Annotated in this window: 15 protein-coding genes; 5 read left to right on the forward strand and 10 right to left on the reverse strand. The window is 69.3% G+C overall.

Going from position 1 to position 15,670, the window contains the following annotated elements:
* Window positions 1–7: 7 nt before the first annotated feature.
* Window positions 8–1,342, reverse strand: a complete 1,335-nt coding sequence (locus tag AB0J62_RS24465; protein ID WP_363875351.1) for an NAD(P)/FAD-dependent oxidoreductase — start codon at window positions 1,340–1,342, stop codon at window positions 8–10.
* A 155-nt stretch (window positions 1,343–1,497) separates the two neighbouring features.
* Here AB0J62_RS24465 and AB0J62_RS24470 point away from each other — a divergent pair, with 155 nt between their 5' ends.
* On the forward strand, window positions 1,498–2,967 hold the full coding sequence (locus AB0J62_RS24470) for an MFS transporter (RefSeq protein WP_363875354.1): 1,470 nt from the start codon (window positions 1,498–1,500) through the stop codon (window positions 2,965–2,967).
* A gap of 19 nt (window positions 2,968–2,986) precedes the next feature.
* A complete protein-coding gene (locus AB0J62_RS24475) occupies window positions 2,987–3,724 on the forward strand; it encodes an SDR family oxidoreductase (protein ID WP_363875357.1) in 738 nt (245 codons plus the stop codon).
* Here the strand turns inward: AB0J62_RS24475 and AB0J62_RS24480 are convergent.
* The 4 genes from AB0J62_RS24480 to AB0J62_RS24495 form a co-directional block, all read right to left on the reverse strand.
* On the reverse strand, window positions 3,721–6,480 hold the full coding sequence (locus tag AB0J62_RS24480) for an AAA family ATPase (RefSeq protein ID WP_363875360.1): 2,760 nt from the start codon (window positions 6,478–6,480) through the stop codon (window positions 3,721–3,723). The two genes, AB0J62_RS24475 and AB0J62_RS24480, sit on opposite strands and share 4 nt — an antisense overlap.
* 98 nt (window positions 6,481–6,578) lie before the next feature.
* Entirely contained in the window at window positions 6,579–7,250 is a 672-nt protein-coding gene (locus tag AB0J62_RS24485; RefSeq protein WP_363875363.1) for an urease accessory protein UreD, read from the reverse strand.
* Complete coding sequence (gene ureG, locus AB0J62_RS24490; protein ID WP_363875366.1) at window positions 7,234–7,941, reverse strand: urease accessory protein UreG; 708 nt, start codon at window positions 7,939–7,941, stop codon at window positions 7,234–7,236. The genes AB0J62_RS24485 and ureG overlap by 17 nt, the downstream gene beginning before the upstream one ends.
* Window positions 7,934–8,374 (reverse strand): urease accessory UreF family protein, encoded by a 441-nt coding sequence (locus tag AB0J62_RS24495; RefSeq protein WP_363875897.1) that lies wholly within the window; start codon window positions 8,372–8,374, stop codon window positions 7,934–7,936. Before AB0J62_RS24495 ends, ureG begins: the two co-directional genes overlap by 8 nt.
* A gap of 183 nt (window positions 8,375–8,557) precedes the next feature.
* On the opposite strand from AB0J62_RS24495, the gene AB0J62_RS24500 reads away from it, so the two are divergent.
* Window positions 8,558–8,719, forward strand: a complete 162-nt coding sequence (locus tag AB0J62_RS24500; protein WP_363875903.1) for a hypothetical protein — start codon at window positions 8,558–8,560, stop codon at window positions 8,717–8,719.
* A 44-nt stretch (window positions 8,720–8,763) separates the two neighbouring features.
* Here AB0J62_RS24500 and AB0J62_RS24505 read toward each other — a convergent pair whose 3' ends face one another.
* From AB0J62_RS24505 to AB0J62_RS24525, 5 genes are all read right to left on the reverse strand, one after another.
* Window positions 8,764–10,467, reverse strand: a complete 1,704-nt coding sequence (locus AB0J62_RS24505) for an urease subunit alpha (RefSeq protein ID WP_363875369.1) — start codon at window positions 10,465–10,467, stop codon at window positions 8,764–8,766.
* On the reverse strand, window positions 10,460–10,771 hold the full coding sequence (gene ureB / locus AB0J62_RS24510; protein ID WP_363875372.1) for an urease subunit beta: 312 nt from the start codon (window positions 10,769–10,771) through the stop codon (window positions 10,460–10,462). Before ureB ends, AB0J62_RS24505 begins: the two co-directional genes overlap by 8 nt.
* 9 nt (window positions 10,772–10,780) lie before the next feature.
* Entirely contained in the window at window positions 10,781–11,083 is a 303-nt protein-coding gene (locus AB0J62_RS24515; protein ID WP_363875375.1) for an urease subunit gamma, read from the reverse strand.
* Window positions 11,080–12,741 (reverse strand): hypothetical protein, encoded by a 1,662-nt coding sequence (locus AB0J62_RS24520; protein WP_363875378.1) that lies wholly within the window; start codon window positions 12,739–12,741, stop codon window positions 11,080–11,082. Before AB0J62_RS24520 ends, AB0J62_RS24515 begins: the two co-directional genes overlap by 4 nt.
* Before the next feature lie 101 nt (window positions 12,742–12,842).
* Entirely contained in the window at window positions 12,843–13,238 is a 396-nt protein-coding gene (locus AB0J62_RS24525; protein WP_363875381.1) for a MarR family transcriptional regulator, read from the reverse strand.
* Window positions 13,239–13,348: 110 nt separating this feature from the next.
* Between AB0J62_RS24525 and AB0J62_RS24530 the strand changes: the two genes are divergently transcribed.
* Complete coding sequence (locus tag AB0J62_RS24530; RefSeq protein ID WP_363875384.1) at window positions 13,349–14,395, forward strand: substrate-binding domain-containing protein; 1,047 nt, start codon at window positions 13,349–13,351, stop codon at window positions 14,393–14,395.
* A gap of 71 nt (window positions 14,396–14,466) precedes the next feature.
* Entirely contained in the window at window positions 14,467–15,663 is a 1,197-nt protein-coding gene (lhgO, locus tag AB0J62_RS24535; RefSeq protein ID WP_363875387.1) for an L-2-hydroxyglutarate oxidase, read from the forward strand.
* The last annotated feature ends 7 nt before the right edge of the window (window positions 15,664–15,670 follow it).

Genomic DNA, 15,670 nt, shown 5'->3' on the forward strand with positions numbered 1-15,670 from the left:
GCGAAGCTCACTCGTTGGCTAGTTGGCGGAGAGCCTGGAGGAAGGATTCGGAGAAGGTGGGGAACGGCTGGATGACGTCGAGGAGGACGGGGATCGGGATCCTCGCGCGGATGGCGAGGGTAGCTTGCTGGAGCCATTCGCCGGCTTCGGGGCCGACCGCGTAGGCGCCGGTGATGACGGTTCCGTCGGAGACGAGGGTGAGGAAGCCCGGCTGCGTGTCGTAGGAGCGCAGGTACGTCGAGGTGCGCGGCACGCCGGACAACTGGATCGTGCTCGTGTACGGTCCCTCGGCATCACCCACCGACGCGGCCTGCGGATAGCTGTACACGACGCGCGGCACCGCCCGGTAGTCCGCGGTCCGCGGCCTGCCGAGAATGTTGCTCGCGGCAACGCGACCCTGGTACTCACCGACGTGGGTCAGCTGCCACAGGCCCGTGACGTCGCCGATCGCCCAGAGGTTGGTCCCGGCCGACAGTCTGTCGTCGACCGCGATACCCCGCGGATTCGCGACGATGCCGACGGTCTCCAGCCCGATGTCGTCGACGCGCGGCCGTCGGCCTGTCGCGACCAGGATCTGGTCGCCCTCGACCTGGGTCCCGTCGCTCAGCTCGATCACGTACGTCGCCCCGTCGAGGCGAGCGCGCTCCGCAGTGGTCCCCGTCCGTACGTCGACCTTGTCGGCCGTCAGCGCGACCGCGATCGCCTCGCCGACGGCCCGCGGTTCACGAGGCATCAGGTGGTCGTCGCGCTCGATCACCGTCACGGTTGATCCCATCCGCGCCAGCGCCTGACTCATCTCGATACCAGTCGCCCCACCGCCGAGGACGAGCAGCCGGTCCGGTACGTCGACCAGCCCGGTCACGTCCCGGTTCGTCCACACGCCAGGCAGCTCACGCAGCCCCGGAGCGGGCGGGATCACCGGATCGGCACCGCACGCGATCACGATGTGTTCGGCTGTGTGCGTCCGGTCGTCCACCGCGACCGTGTGCGGCCCCGCCAGCCGACCGTGGCCGCGGATAACCTCCAGGCCGACGCTCTTGGCCCACGACACCGCGCCGGCGTCGTCGTAGTTCGACACCATGAAGTCACGCCAGCCGAGTGCAGCGTGAGTGTCGAGCGATCCGGTGACGGCCTCCCGCGCCCCGGGAACGTCGAGAGCCTCGGCCAGCGCCTCGCCCGGTCGCAGCAGGGTCTTCGACGGGATGCAGGCCCAATAGGAGCACTCGCCACCGAGCAGTTCGCGCTCGACGATCGCAACGCTGGCACCGCCCTTGGTCAGCGCTGCCGCGCAGTGTTCTCCCGGAGCACCGGCTCCGAGGACGATCACGTCGTACTCACCCATCAGATTCGGGCTCCCTTCGAATGCATCCAGGCTCGCGCGGAGCACGCCGTGCGCGGGCCAGGGAGTGTCCCTGGTCTGGTGCGACCAGGGACCGGAACAGTGGCGCAACGCGGTCCGTCGGCTCGATCGTGGAGCAGACACGCCTGGGAGGTCGGATGAGTGAGCCTGCGGTGACCGGCTCGGGGCTGGTCGCGTTACGGGGGAGGGCCGGCGCTCTGCTTGTCGCCGCGACCGTGCTGGCGTCGATGGTCGGGTTCATCGACGCCTACATGATCAACGTCGCGATCCCGGCGATCGGCCGCGACCTGGAGATCGGTGTGAGCGAGCTCCAATGGGTGCTGACCGGGTACCTCGTCACCGTCGCGTCGCTGCTCCTGTTGGCCGGCGCCCTCGCCGACCATTTCGGCTGGCGGCGCATTCTCGTCGCCGGTCTGATCGTCATGCTGGTCGCGTCGCTGTGCTGCGCGGCGGCCCCTAACGGCGGCGCCCTGATCGCGGCGCGAGTGGTTCAAGGCGCCGGCGGGGCGCTCGTCGTACCGAGCAGTCTTGCGTTGCTGAACGGGACGCTTCAGTCGGCCGACCGCGCCAAGGGGATCGGTGTCTGGGCCGGTCTGTCGACCCTCGGTACGACGCTCGGCCCGTACGGCGGCGGCTGGTTGATCGACCACGGCTCGTGGCGGTACGTGTTCCTCCTGAATGTCCCGCTGATCGCGGCGGGATTGTGGGTCCTGCGCGGCGTACCGGAGGTTGCGCGTGAACGACGTCCCCTGTCGGTCGACGTCGCGGGTGCTTTGCTCACCGCGGTCGGGTTGGGCGGCGTGATCTACGCGTTGACGGCTGGACCGGCGTCAGGCTGGGCCAGTGCTCCGGTCCTGGTGTCGGCTGTCCTCGGCGTGGTCTGCCTGGTCGCACTGATTCCGGTGGAGAACAGACAGTCGGCGCCCATGCTGCGTACGGCGCTGTTCCGGATCCGGCAGTTCGTCGCGATCAACGCCGCGACCCTCCTCTTCTACGGCGCGTTGTCAGCCGCCAGCTACCTGGTTGTCCTGCAATGTCAGCTGCGCCTGGGCTACAGCGCCACCGAGGCGGGTGCGGCGCTGATTCCGGAGTCTGCTGTGTTCCTGCTGGTCTCGCCGTTCGTCGGCGGTCTGGTCGCACGGGTCGGCACGCGTTGGCCGATGGCCATCGGCATCCTGATCGTGGCCGGTGGGTTCGCCTGGCTGTCCGCTGCGCAGCCCGGCCAAAGCTATGTGCAGGCGATCCTCCCTGGCGCATTGTTGTGGGGTCTCGGCATCGGGTTGACGGTCGCTCCACTGACAGCCGGTGTGCTGGCAGCTGTCGACGATGCCGATCTGGGCGAGGCATCCGCGATCAACGATGCCGCGTCGCGCGTCGGCGGGGTGATTCTGATCGCGCTCGTTCCTGCGCTGCTGGGCGTGGGCAGCTCGGACGAGCTGGCCGGGCCGTTGGCGAACAGGTACCAGGCGGCCATGCTCGTGATGGCAGCGTTGAGCGTTGTCGCCGCGGTGATCACGATGGTGTTCGTCGCCCGCGGTCGCCCGTCCGCCGCTCAGCTTCCGGCGACACCTCGCGTGCACGGTTGCGCCGTACCGGTATCCAACTGATTCGAACTAGGAGAGCACGATGTCTGAGCCAACTACGAGTCTCGCCGGGCAGGTCGTGGTCGTGATGGGCGGCAGTGCCGGCATCGGGCTCGAGACCGCGAGGCTGGCCCGTGCGAACGGCGCACGGGTCATCATCACCGGACGTGACCGCGAGCGGCTCGAGAAGGCGGCCGTCGAAGTCGGTGCCGAGAGCGCGCTGACCGTCGACCTGGATGATTCGGCGGACGTCGAACGGGTGTTCGGCGAGCTGCCCGAGCAGCTCGACCACATCCTGATGGGCGGGAGCGGTCCGTTCTACGCGCCGCTCGCCGAGCTCGATCTGCAGGAAGCCGAGCGGTTCATCAACCAGCATCTGGTCGGCTCGTTGCGGATCGCCCGGTTGTGCATCGGCAGGGTTCGTGCGGGCGGGTCGCTGACGTTCATCAGCGGTACGGGCGCGCGGCGGCCGGGGGTCGGGCTGATGCTCGCTGCCATCGCGACGGCCGCGCAGTCCGCGATCGTGGCGAACGCGGCCGTCGAGATCGCCCCGGTCCGGGTGAACACGGTCGCCGCCGGCTTCGTCGACACGCCGCTGTCGGCGCGGCTGCTCGGAGACCAGCTCGAGGAGCGTCGCGCGCAGCTACGGGCCACCTTGCCGATCGGGCGAGTTGTCGGCCCCGAGGACGTGGCGGCGCTGGTCGTCCACCTGATGACGAACACGGCTCTGACCGGCGCGACGTACGACGTCGACGGCGGACAGCAGCTGATCCCGGGCTAGCCGGCTTCGGGGAGTGCGTCGCGGAGTTGGCGGCGGGAGCTGATCGAGAGCTTGTCGAAGATCTTCCGGAGGTGCCACTCGACTGTGCGGGGGCTGAGGAACAGGCGGGTGCCCACTTCGGGATTGGAGAGGCCGTCGCGGACGAGCAGGGCGATCTGGCGTTCCTGCGGGGTGAGCTCGTCGCCCGCGGTCGAGGCGGCCGCGCGCCGGCGTACCGTCTCGCCGGTCGCCTGGAGCTCGCGGCGGGCCCGGTCGGCGAAGGCGGTCATGCCGATCTCGGAGAACATCTCGTACGCCGTACGCAGCTCGGTCCGGGCGTCGCCGCGGCGCGTCTGCCGACGCAGCCATTCGCCGTACAGCAGGTGGGTGCGGGCGAGGTCCGGGCGCAGCCGGGTGCCGTTCAGGTGCTCGATCGCCTCCGAATACGCCTCCTCCGACTTGTGGACCAGCCCGCGGGCACGTGCTTCGACGCCGAGTCCCCAGGGTTCGTCCGTGCCGCGTGTCTTCTCCTGCAGGCGGGCGAGGGCGGCGGCCGCCTCGTCGAGGTGCCCGCTGTGTGCGGCGGCTTCGATCTGCTCGCTCAGCGCCCAGGAGGACACGAACAGTTCCGGTGTGTCCTCGGCGGCGAGAGTTGCCCAGGGCAACGCTTCGGCGTGGTGACCGAGTCCGTTCAGAACGACGGACTTCGCCCAGCGCGCGTACTGCGCCGCCGTACCCTGACCCTCGGCCGTCGTCCGCGCGATGGTGTCGTCGATCAACGGGAACGCGTCGTCCGGGCGTCCTTGCAGCGCGCTCAGCACGAGCGCGCCGTACGGCCCGATGTGGGTGCCGGTGGCCTCGCGTACGGCGTCTGCCTCGGCGCGGAGCGAGGTCGCTTCGGCGAAGTCTCCCGCCATCGCGAACACCTGCCCGAGCACGTTGACGCCGACCGCGAGTACGGCCAGCGCCCCGGCGCCTCGCGCTGTCTCCACCTGGCGGACGGATGCCGCCAGACAGGCTTCGATGTCCCACGCAGTCGCGGCCGCAGCCGTAGCCAGCCACCCCCAGCGCAGAATCTCCTCGGCCGAAACCTCCCCGTCGCCGAACGCGCGGGCAGCCCGCTTGAGCAACGGCACCGCCTCATCGCGCCCGGTCGCGAACAACAACGCGAACCCATCCAGCAACACATCAGAACTGCGCTCGGGCGCGTCGGGGCGCGGCGCGGCCATCGCGGCTTGGGAGACTTCGCGGAGGCCGGTGCCTGCCGCCAACTGGCCTGCGAAGAGCGCTGCGCTCCAGGCGTCGAGGTAGGTGTCACGGGCCAGGCGCGCGTCGAGGGGTTCGAGCGTGCGGGCGGCGCGCAGCAGCAGGCCAGGGGCGTCCCGGCCGCGCTGCTGGGCGAAGGCCGCCTCGGCGCGGAGCAGGTCGATCCGTGCGCGACCGAGATCGTCGAGCTGGCCCGCCTCCGCCGTCGCGAGCAGCTCCCAGGCGGTCCGGAACGCGCCGGCCTGCACGCTCGCCTGTGCTCCGGCGAGTGCGCGCTCGGTCCGGCGTACCGGATCACGCGTCAGGGCGACCGCCCGCTGCAGAAACGCCGCGGCCGCCGCGAACCCGCCGCGCGCCTGCGCGCGATCAGCGGACCGCTCCAGCTCGACGGCAACCGCCTCGTCGGGCCCGGTCGCGGCCGCAGCCAGATGCCAGGCCCGCCGGTCAGGATCAGCGACCGAATCCGTAGCGCCAGCGAGCGCCAGATGTACGGCGCGACGCTCCGTCACCGACGCCGACCCGTACAAGGCCGACCGCACCAGCGGATGGCGGAACGTCACCCGCTCACCCAAGCTCAACAGGCCGTCGATCTCCGCGAACGCGGCATCGATCCCGAGCTGATCGGCGGCCCGGCGTACCAGAACCGGATCGCCCACCGGCTCGGCCGCGGCGACCAGCAGCAGCCGTCGCGTCGGCGGCGGCAGCTCATCGGCCTGCCGCAGGAAGCTCTGCTCGATCCGCCCCGGCAACCCCTGCCCACCCAGCAGACCGAACCCGGCCGCCAACTGGGTCGCCGTCAGGCCCCGAGGCAACTGCAGCAACGCCAACGGGTTGCCACCGGTCTCGGCGACGATGCGGTCCCGGATCGGAGCGTCCAGCAGGAACTCGACCGCCGAGCCGAGTAACGCGCGCGCCTCGTCGTCCGGCAGCCCGTCGACCGCCAGGTCCGGGAGACCGTTCAGCTCCACACCGACCTCGCGCGCGCCGAACAACAGACCGACTGCCTCGTTCCCGATCCGGCGGGCGACGAACCCGAGGGTCTGAGCGGTCGCGGAGTCGAGCCACTGAGCGTCGTCGACGACGACCAGCACCGGCTGCTCGGCGGCGAGATCGGAGATCAGACTGAGTACGGCGAGCCCGACCATGAACCGATCCGGCGCGGGCCCGGGAGCAAGTCCGAAGACCGTCGCGAGCGCCCGGCGCTGCGGCTCAGGGATTCGCTTCATCCGGTCGAGCAGCGGCATACACAGCTGGTGCAGAGCAGCGAACACCAGCTCCATCTCCGACTGGACGCCGACCGCGCGCAGCAGCCGCAGATCCGGCGCCGAGTCGGTGGCGTAGTTCAGCAGTGCGGTCTTCCCGACACCGGCCTCTCCGCGGACGACGAGCACCTGGCTGCCGCCGTTACCGACATCGGCGAGTAGCTGGTCGAGTACGGCGCGTTCGGACCGGCGCCCGAGCAGCGCCGTCGGTTGTGGTCGTGCCGCCTCTGCTCCGCCGCCATGTTCCACCGTCCGTCCGCCCTCCCAGCGGTGAGACCACGACGAACTTCCGGAACGCCGCAGTTGCCGAACCGGTCCAGACTAAGTCCGCGGAGCCCCGCTGACCATCACACAGGCGTCTGGACGAGATCGCTCTCGTGTTGCTCGTGCAGCAGTTGCCGGGCGATCGAGCCGGATCCTTCGAGTTGGAGCGTGTGCGGCGTGTCCGGCAGGCGGAACCCGAGGGTGGTGACGGTATCGAGGCAACGGGCCGGTCCGAGGATCGCCCAGCCGCTGCGGGTCTCGGGGGACAGGTCGAGGTCTTCGGCGAGCAGGAGGTCGTCGTCGAGCCAGGCGCGGGTCGCCGTACGGAGTGTGCCGCCGACCTCGCCGTACCGTCCGAGGACGAGGGACTCGCGCAGCTGAGCGGTGCACCCGGTCTCGAGGCGTGCGGTCGTCGTGCGGGTGACGTCGGCGTCGGCGGAGACGACGAACGGTTCGGCGTACCACTGGAGGCTGGCGCCGTCGGTGAGGCGGATGTCTACGTCCCAGCGGGCGGAACCGCCGCGCATCGCGTAGGCGACAGTGCCGGCCGTCTCGACGATCTCGAGCCTTGTGGGACCGGAGACCGCGATCTCGATGCGTACTTCGTCGCCCGCGAGCAGGAGCGCGCCTGCCGCGACGAGGGCGACGCGGACCACGCCCGGCGGACCGTGCAGCCGCCGGGGCGACAGGTGGTCGGTCGTCAGCAGGCAGCGGTCGCGGACTGGGTCGGCCGTGACGTCAATGCGTGTGGACATGGGTGATCACGCTGCCGTCCTCGCCGATATGAGAGTGCGGCGCCATCGGACCGGGGTCGACCGGCGTGTGATCGCCGGTCCTCACGTGGGCCGTCATGTTCCGGACCCATTCCTTGAGCCTGGCGATCGAGGCGGGATCTTTTCGGGAGAGCGCGAGGACGGGTTTCCCGTCGCGGGCGGCCTCTGCGTCCTTCACCATCTGCTCGACGTCCACTTCGACGTACGGCGCGAGGTCGGTCTTGTTCACGACGAGCAGATCCGCCCGGGCGATCCCCGGTCCGCCCTTGCGCGCGACATCACCGCCGCCGGCGACATCGAGGACGAAGATCTGGGCGTCCACGAGCGCGGGGGAGAAGGTCGCGGTGAGGTTGTCGCCGCCGGACTCGACGAGCACGACGTCCAGCGGGGCGAAGTCGCGCTCGAGGTCCTCGACCGCGATCAGGTTCGGGGTGACGTCGTCGCGGATCGCGGTGTGCGGGCAGGCGCCGGTCTCGACGGCGCGGATCCGGGCCGGGTCGAGTACGCCGGCGGAGCGCAGCAGGCGGGCGTCCTCGTCGGTGTAGATGTCGTTGGTGATCACGCCCAGGCGGAGCTCGTCGGCGAGTTCGCGGCAGATCGTCGCGATGAGCGAGCTCTTGCCGGTGCCGACCGGGCCGGCGACACCTAGCCGGAAGGAGCGGGTCTCAGGCATGGAACAACCTCATTCTCTCGGTCGCGTGGTTCTGTGCGTGAATATCAATCAGCGGGGCGGCGTTGGCGGGGATCTTGTCGACGTCGGTCAGCGGCGCGACGTCGGCGACAAGCTCTTCGATGTCGTCGTGGAGGGCGGCGAGCCAGGTGGCGGCCTCGGCGGGGTCCACCGGCAGCAGCTTCAACGACGCGGAAACCACGGTCTGCGCATCGTCGTACGCACTAACCCGCGCCACCTGCTCCGCCGACATCCCCGTCACCGCCGCCACGACCCCCAACACAATCGGCCGCGCAACCTCCCGATCAGCCGGCAGATACTCGGTCACCCCCGGCCAAACCCGCCCCGCCAGCCGCAACAACAACCGCCCCTGCCGCCGAACCACCCCCCGCACCACATGCGAAGACGTCCGCCCAGCCCAAGCCCCCTCCACCACCCCCAACCCACCAAGCCCACCCGGCCTTCCACGCGGCCTTCCACCCGGCGGCTCGACCGCCTCGAGCCGGTCGGCGTCGAGTCGTGAGTTGGGGTTGTGATTCGGCAACCAGGCTTCACGACTCGGCGAAGGGGGTGTCGACCAATCCGCACGACTCGCTGGTGTGGCGGTGGTGAGGACTACGTGGCGGGCCAGGACGGCGACCGCGGCGTCGACGCGGGCGACTGTCCGGATCCGGTCGCGGGCGTAGGCCGGGACCTCGTACAGCTGCTTGCCATCGGCGCCCAGTCCGGCGCGCACGGCAGGCTCGAGGCCCGCCGACTGGGTGTGGCCGCCGGTCGGTAGGCGTCCGTCGGCGAGCATCAGCGCGACCAACTCCGCCGTACCCATCAGAACATCGCGTACAACTGGGCGAGCGGAAGCACCTCCGCGGGCGACGGCTCCACGAGCTCTCCATCGACCTCGATCGCGAAGGTCTCCGGATCGATCTCGATGCTCGGCAGCGCGCTGTTGTTCTTCATGTCCGCCTTGCCGACTTCCCGCGTCGGCCGTACGCCGAGCAGCCGCCGGCGCAACTGCAGCCGTTCGGCCAGCCCGTCCTCCAGCGCCGCGGGTGACACGAACGTGTACGAGAGATCCGCGCCGATCGCGTCGCCGAACGCCGGCCGCATCAGCACCGGCTGCGGCGTCGGGATCGACGCGTTCGGGTCGCCGAGCGCGGCCCACGCGATCGCGCCGCTCTTGATCACCAGGCTCGGGCGGACCCCGAAGTACCGCGGATCCCAGAGGGTGAGGTCCGCCAGCTTGCCGGCCTCCACCGAGCCGACCTCGTGGTCGATGCCGTGGGCAACAGCCGGGTTGATCGTGTACTTCGCGACGTACCGGCGTACCCGCTCGTTGTCGGCGGGAAGCTCGCCGGCGAGCGCGCCGCGGCGGTGCTTCATCACGTGCGCGACCTGCCAGGTGCGGGTGATCACCTCGCCGATCCGGCCCATCGCCTGCGCGTCCGACGAGGTGATCGAGAGCGCGCCGAGGTCGTGCAGGATGTCCTCCGCCGCGATCGTGGTGGCCCGGATCCGCGACTCCGCGAACGCGAGGTCCTCCGGGACGTCCGGGCTGAGATGGTGGCAGACCATCAGCATGTCGAGGTGCTCGGCGACCGTGTTCACGGTGTGCGGCAGGGTCGGGTTGGTGGATCCGGGAATGACGTGCGGGTACGCCGCGATCGAGAGAATGTCCGGCGCGTGACCACCGCCGGCGCCCTCGACGTGGAACGCGTGGATCGACCGGCCCGCGATCGCGCCGAGCGTCGACTCGACGTAACCGGCCTCGTTCAGGCTGTCCGCATGCAGCGCGACCTGCAGGCCCCACTCGTCCGCGGCGCGCAGTGCGGAGTCGATCGCGGCCGGCGTCGAGCCCCAATCCTCGTGGACCTTGTAGCCGGCCGCACCCGCGAGCGCCTGCTCCGCGAGGGCGTCCGCGCTGACCGTGTTGCCCTTGCCGAGCAGGAGGATGTTGAGCGGCACGGCGTCCAGCGCGCGATGCATCTGCTCGAGGTGCCACGCGCCGGGGGTGACCGTGGTCGCCTTGGAACCCTCGCTCGGCCCGGTCCCACCGCCGACGATCGTGGTGATCCCGGTTGCGAGGGCCTCGTGCAGCTGCGACGGGGAGAGCAGATGGACGTGCGAGTCGATCGCGCCGGCGGTGAGGATGCGACCCTCGCCTGCGATCACGTCGGTGGACGGGCCGATGCGAAGGTCGGGGTGTACGCCGTCCGCGATGTCCGGGTTCCCGGCACGACCCAGCGCGACGATGCGGCCGTCGCGAATCCCGACGTCGGCTCGCACGATGCCCCACCAGTCCACCACAAGCACGTTCGTGATCACGGTGTCCGGCGCACCCTTGGCCCGCGTCGCCGTACCCTGCGCCATCGACTCCCGAATCGACTTCCCGCCCCCGAACACCACCTCCTCGCCGCCGACGGTGAAGTCCTGCTCAACCTCCACCCACAAGTCGGTATCAGCCAACCGAACCTGATCCCCGACGGTAGGCCCGTACAACGCCGCATACGCCGCCCGCGAAATCTCAACCATCACGCTTCTCCTGAATCCCCGGCACCTGACGGTTACCTCTCAGTGCCACCAGATCCACCTCGCGTGACGCCCCGGGCTCGAAGCGCTGCGACGTCCCCGACGGTATGTCGAGCCGGAACCCACGCGCGGCCTCCCGGTCGAACGCGAGCGCGGTATTGGCATCAGGCAGATGCAGATGCGACCCGATCTGGATCGGCCGGTCACCCGTGTTCACGATCACCAAGCGCAACCGTTCTTCCTCCGACCGATCCGCATTCAACGTGATGGTCCCAGGACGAACGCGAATCTCACCCGGAGCACTCATATCTCTCCCTCAGATGATCGGATCATGAATGGTGACAAGCTTCCGGCCGTCCGGGAAGGTCGCTTCGACCTGTACGTCGTGCAGGAGTTCGGCTACCCCCGGCATCACCTGATCTCGAGTAAGCACCAGGCGGCCGCTCTCCATCAGGTCGGCGACGCGGGCACCCTCACGTGCCCTCTCGATCACCCACGTGCTCAGCAACGCCACCGCCTCCGGGTGGTTCAGCAGCACCCCCCGCGCCAGCCGGTCACGAGCAACTATGCCGGCCACGGAGAGCAGCAGCTTCTCAACATCAGCTGGAGTGAAGTTCACGATGGCAACGGTAAAACGTGGTCGGACACCTTGTCTGTGCTCAGGCATAGGGAGCAGACGGCGGCGGCGTGGGTTTGGCAGGCGGTCATGTCGGGGCGTTCGTAGTCCTGGCGGCAGACGTGGCAGGTGAGTACTTCGCCGGACGGGTTGCCGTGTTCGTCGTACATGGGGAGGTCGAGGCCGTCGTCGGGGCGGCGGAGGTAGTACTTGCCGCGGGTCATGATCGCGAGGACGGGCGGCAGGACCAGGGCCAGGCCGATCGCGACCAGTGGTGAGTACGGCTTGATCGTGTCGCCGAGGCCGCCGAAGAAGACCAGGATGGAGACACCCGCGGCCGCCGCCATCGAGACGAAGCCGACCGGGTTGACGGCGTACAGCATGCCGCGACGGAATTCGGGCGCCTTCGGCGACAGCTTCAGCAGGTACTTGTTGAAGACGATGTCGGAGGCAACGACCACGATCCACGCCATCCCGCAGTTCGCGTAGAACCCGAGGATGGTGTTGAGGAAGTCGAACATGTTCGCCTCCATCAGCACCAGCGCGATCACCAGGTTGAACCCGAGGAACACGAGCCGGCCGGGGTAGTGCCGGGTCAGCCGCGTGTACGAGTTCGTCCAGGCGAGCGAACCGGAGTACGCGTTGGTCACATTGATCTTGACCTGGCTGATGACCACGAGTACGACGGCCAGCGTCATCGCCAGCCATCCCGGCAGGAAGTCGCGGTAGATCTCCAGGAACTGGTGTACCGGCTGGTTCGCGATCGCGGTGCCGCCGTCGACTCGGGCGATGATGTAGACGGCGAGGAACAGCCCGATGATCTGCTTCAGCGCGCCGAAGATCACCCAGCCGGGGCCGGCGAGCAGTACGGCGGTCCACCAGCGGCGCGAGTTCTCGGGTGTCTTCGGCGGCATGAACCGCAGGTAGTCGATCTGTTCCGCGATCTGCGCGATCAGCGACAGGCAGACGCCGGCCGCGAGCAGCATCGATCCGAAGTCGGCGTCCGGGCCGTAGTCGAAGAACGTCGACACCGACGACGGGTGTGAGACGACCAGATAGCCGAAAGGCAGCACCATCAGGATCAGCCAGAGCGGCGTCGTCCACACCTGCAGCGTCGACAACACCTTCATCCCGTAGATCACCAGCGGGAAGATCACGAGTGTGGACACGGCGTACCCGAGCCAGAGCGGCACATGCAGCCCGAGGTTCAGGCCTTGCGCCATGATCGAGCCTTCGAGCGCGAAGAAGATGAACGTGAACGACGCGAAGATCACGTTCGTCACGACCGAGCCGTAGTACCCGAAGCCGCTGCCGCGGGTGATCAGGTCGAGGTCGATGTTGTACCGCGCGGCGTAGTACGCCAGCGGCAGGCCGGTCGCGAAGATGACCACCGCGAAGATCGCGATACCCCACAGCGCGTTGGTCGTCCCGTACGAGATGCCGATGTTCGCGCCGATCGCGAAGTCGGCGAGGTACGCGATCCCGCCGAGGGCCGAGACGGCGACGACACCGGTTGACCACTTGCGGTAGCTGCGCGGCGCGAACCGGAGGGTGTAGTCCTCCAAGGTCTCGCGGGTCGCGGTGTTCTGACCGGGAGAAGCGGGGCTGCCCTGACCGAGCGAGGGGTCGAGCGAGGGTTCGAGCGAGGGTTCAACAGTCATGGCGGAACTCCTGCGGCACCTTCGGGCGAGCGGTGCTCCGGCGTACCGGCGACGCTGCCGGCGGGGATGCACCCGAATGGAAGGAACCTAGGAACGCCGTGTTACCTGTGTGTTGCCGATCCGCTACGTTCGTGTATTTCCATCTGGAAGTAATCCGGGAGCTGGGCCTCGAGGGCGTGCTGCGCGGCGCCGAGGCGATCGGCGACGGTCGCGCCGACGGGGGAGAGGGCGGTGACGATGCGGCGCTTGTCGTCCGGTTGCACGCGGCGCAGCACGAGCCCGCGCTCGACCAGCTTGTCGACGTGCCGGGTCAGGCTCGCGGCCGGCAGTACGGCGGACTCCGCGAGCAGCGACATCGGCTGACCGGGCTCCTCGTGCAGCGCGGCCATGATCCGCCACTGCTCGATCGTCAGCCCGAATTCGTCGAGCAGCGGCGACAGGCCGAGCTCGATCTCCCGCTCGACCCGCTTCAGCAGCAGGAGCAGGCTCGACGCCATCCGCACCCCCTCGTCGGTTCAGGTGCTGGGAAATATAGCCGTTCGCTCGAAGTTCCGCCTCCGATTCGTTCACACTGAGGTCGCGCCCGTCCGGCGAGGAGGAGGTGATCGTGCGGCGTTCCGACGTACTGCCGATCGCCTTCGTGGTGCCGCTGCAGGGGCCGACCGGGATCTACGGGCCGTCCTGTCTCGCCTGCGGTCAGCTGGCCGTCGAGCAGTTGAACGCGCGCAACGGCATCGCCGGACGCCGGGTCGAGCTGGTTCAGGTCGATGCCGGTCGTTCCCCTGAGGTGGTCGCCGAGGAGGTCGGGCGGCTGGTCGACTCCGGACGGGTCGAGGCGGTGGCCGGGTGGCACATCTCCGCCGTACGCGTGGCGCTGACGCGACGGATCGGTGGACGGGTCGTGTACGCGTTCGCCGCGATGCACGAAGGGAGCGACGACACGCCTGGGGTGTTCATGCTCGGCGAGCGTCCGGTCAACCAGTTGTTGCCGGCGGCCCGCTGGCTCCGTGAACATCACGGCGCCCGGCGATGGGTTGTCGTCGGCAACGACTACGTGTATCCGCGGGTCACCGGATCCGTTGCGCAGGAGGCGTTGGACATCGTCGCGTCGGCTTATGTTGCCCTCGGCACCTCCGACTTCACCGAGGTGATCAACGGGCTCAAGGCAACAAAAGCGGACGGCGTGATCATGTTGCTGATGGGGCAGGACGCGGTCCACTTCAACCGTCAGTTCGCCCGCGCCGGGTTGAGCGAGGACCTGCTCCGCCTCAGCACGGCGATCGAGGAGAACACGCTGCTCGGCGCCGGCCCCGGCGCGAACCACGGTGTTTACGCGGCCGCGGCGTACTTCGACGGTCTGTCGACGGTGGAGAGCAGCGAGTTCGCCCAGCAGTACTACACCCGCTTCGGCCCGTTCGCGCCCGCGCTCAACGCGGTCGGCGAATCCTGCTACGAGGCCATCCGCTTCCTCGCCCGCCTCGGCGAGATCAGCGGCTCGATCGAAATGTCCGCCGCCCTCCCCACCGGCCACTTCTACGACAGCCCCCGCGGCTTACTCCGCCTCGACGGCAACCTCGTCGACCAGGACGTCTACCTCGCCGCCGCCGACGGCCTCGAATTCCGCATCGAGGAACAAATCGCCCACACGCACTAACCTCGAAGCCGGGGCCTCAGCCGGGCTCCCGATGGATGTATTTCTGGCGACCGGAGGGACCTCTTTACAGCGTGACGAGATCAGCGGTGGTGGTTGGTGGGGGGATTGTCGGGCTGGCGGTGGCGCGTGCCCTGCAGCAGCGTGACCCTGGTACGCCGGTTGTCGTGCTGGAGAAGGAGCCGTCGGTCGGCGCGCATCAGACCGGGCACAACTCCGGCGTCGTGCACTCCGGCCTGTACTACCGGCCCGGCTCGCTCAAGGCGCGGTTCGCCGTAGCCGGTGGGGCGGCGCTGAAGGAGTACTGCGAGGAGAAGGGCATCCCGCTCGATGTCCCCGGCAAGCTGGTCGTGGCGACGTCCGAGGCCGAGTTGCCGCAGCTCGACCGGCTGTTCGGCATCGGCCAGGAGAACGGCGTACCGGTTCGCCGGCTGACCCTCGGCGAGGTGGCCGAACGTGAACCGCACCTCCGCGTCAAGGGCGCGCTGGCCGTCGACTCCACCGGCCGCGTGGACTTCAAACTGGTTGCCGCCGCGCTCGCTGAGGACGTCAAAGCCGCGGGCGGAGAGATTCGTACCGGAATCTCGGTGACCTCGGTCGAGAATGCGGGCTCGACCGCCCGCGTGCGAACGACGGACGAGGTGATCGAGGCCGATCGCGTCGCCGTCTGCGCCGGACTGCACAGCGACCGGCTCGCGCGTGCGTCGGGCCTTGAGCCGGGAGTGCGCATCCTGCCGTTCCGCGGCGAGTTCAGCGAGATCGTTCCGGAGCGCGACTTCCTGGTGAAGGGCCTGGTCTATCCGGTGCCCGACCCCGACCTGCCGTTCCTCGGGGTCCACCTGACCCGCGGTATCGACGGAGGCGTCCACGTCGGCCCCAACGCCGTACCCGCACTGTCGCGCGAAGGCTACAGCTGGTCGAAGATCGCCCCGAAGGACGTCTGGGAGGCCGCTGCGTACCGAGGCACGTGGCGCCTGGCCCGCCGGTACGCGCGGACCGGCGCGAAGGAGATCGTCCGCTCCCTCACCGGCCGCGCCCTGGTCCGGGAGGCCCGTCGCATGCTCCCCGAGCTCGAGGTCAAGGACGTACGCCGCTCCGGCGCCGGCGTCCGCGCCCAGGCCGTCACCCGCGAGGGGAAACTCGTCGACGACTTCCTGTTCCTCCGCGACGGCCGCGCCCTGCACGTCCTCAACGCACCCTCACCCGCCGCAACCGCCTGCCTGGTGATCGGCATCCGCATCGCCGAGGAGCTGTCCGCCGACCGCGCTTGACCGCCTG

The organism is Kribbella sp. NPDC049584 (assembly GCF_040675555.1).
In the GTDB taxonomy this organism is placed as follows: domain Bacteria; phylum Actinomycetota; class Actinomycetes; order Propionibacteriales; family Kribbellaceae; genus Kribbella.

Coding starts and splice junctions, on each gene's coding strand:
- AB0J62_RS24465 (WP_363875351.1), bottom strand. CDS start 1,342: ATGGGTGAGTACGACGTGATCGTCCTCGGAGCCGGTGCTCCGGGAGAA.
- AB0J62_RS24470 (WP_363875354.1), top strand. CDS start 1,498: ATGAGTGAGCCTGCGGTGACCGGCTCGGGGCTGGTCGCGTTACGGGGG.
- AB0J62_RS24475 (WP_363875357.1), top strand. CDS start 2,987: ATGTCTGAGCCAACTACGAGTCTCGCCGGGCAGGTCGTGGTCGTGATG.
- AB0J62_RS24485 (WP_363875363.1), bottom strand. CDS start 7,250: ATGTCCACACGCATTGACGTCACGGCCGACCCAGTCCGCGACCGCTGC.
- ureG (WP_363875366.1), bottom strand. CDS start 7,941: ATGCCTGAGACCCGCTCCTTCCGGCTAGGTGTCGCCGGCCCGGTCGGC.
- AB0J62_RS24505 (WP_363875369.1), bottom strand. CDS start 10,467: ATGGTTGAGATTTCGCGGGCGGCGTATGCGGCGTTGTACGGGCCTACC.
- ureB (WP_363875372.1), bottom strand. CDS start 10,771: ATGAGTGCTCCGGGTGAGATTCGCGTTCGTCCTGGGACCATCACGTTG.
- AB0J62_RS24520 (WP_363875378.1), bottom strand. CDS start 12,741: ATGACTGTTGAACCCTCGCTCGAACCCTCGCTCGACCCCTCGCTCGGT.
- AB0J62_RS24525 (WP_363875381.1), bottom strand. CDS start 13,238: ATGGCGTCGAGCCTGCTCCTGCTGCTGAAGCGGGTCGAGCGGGAGATC.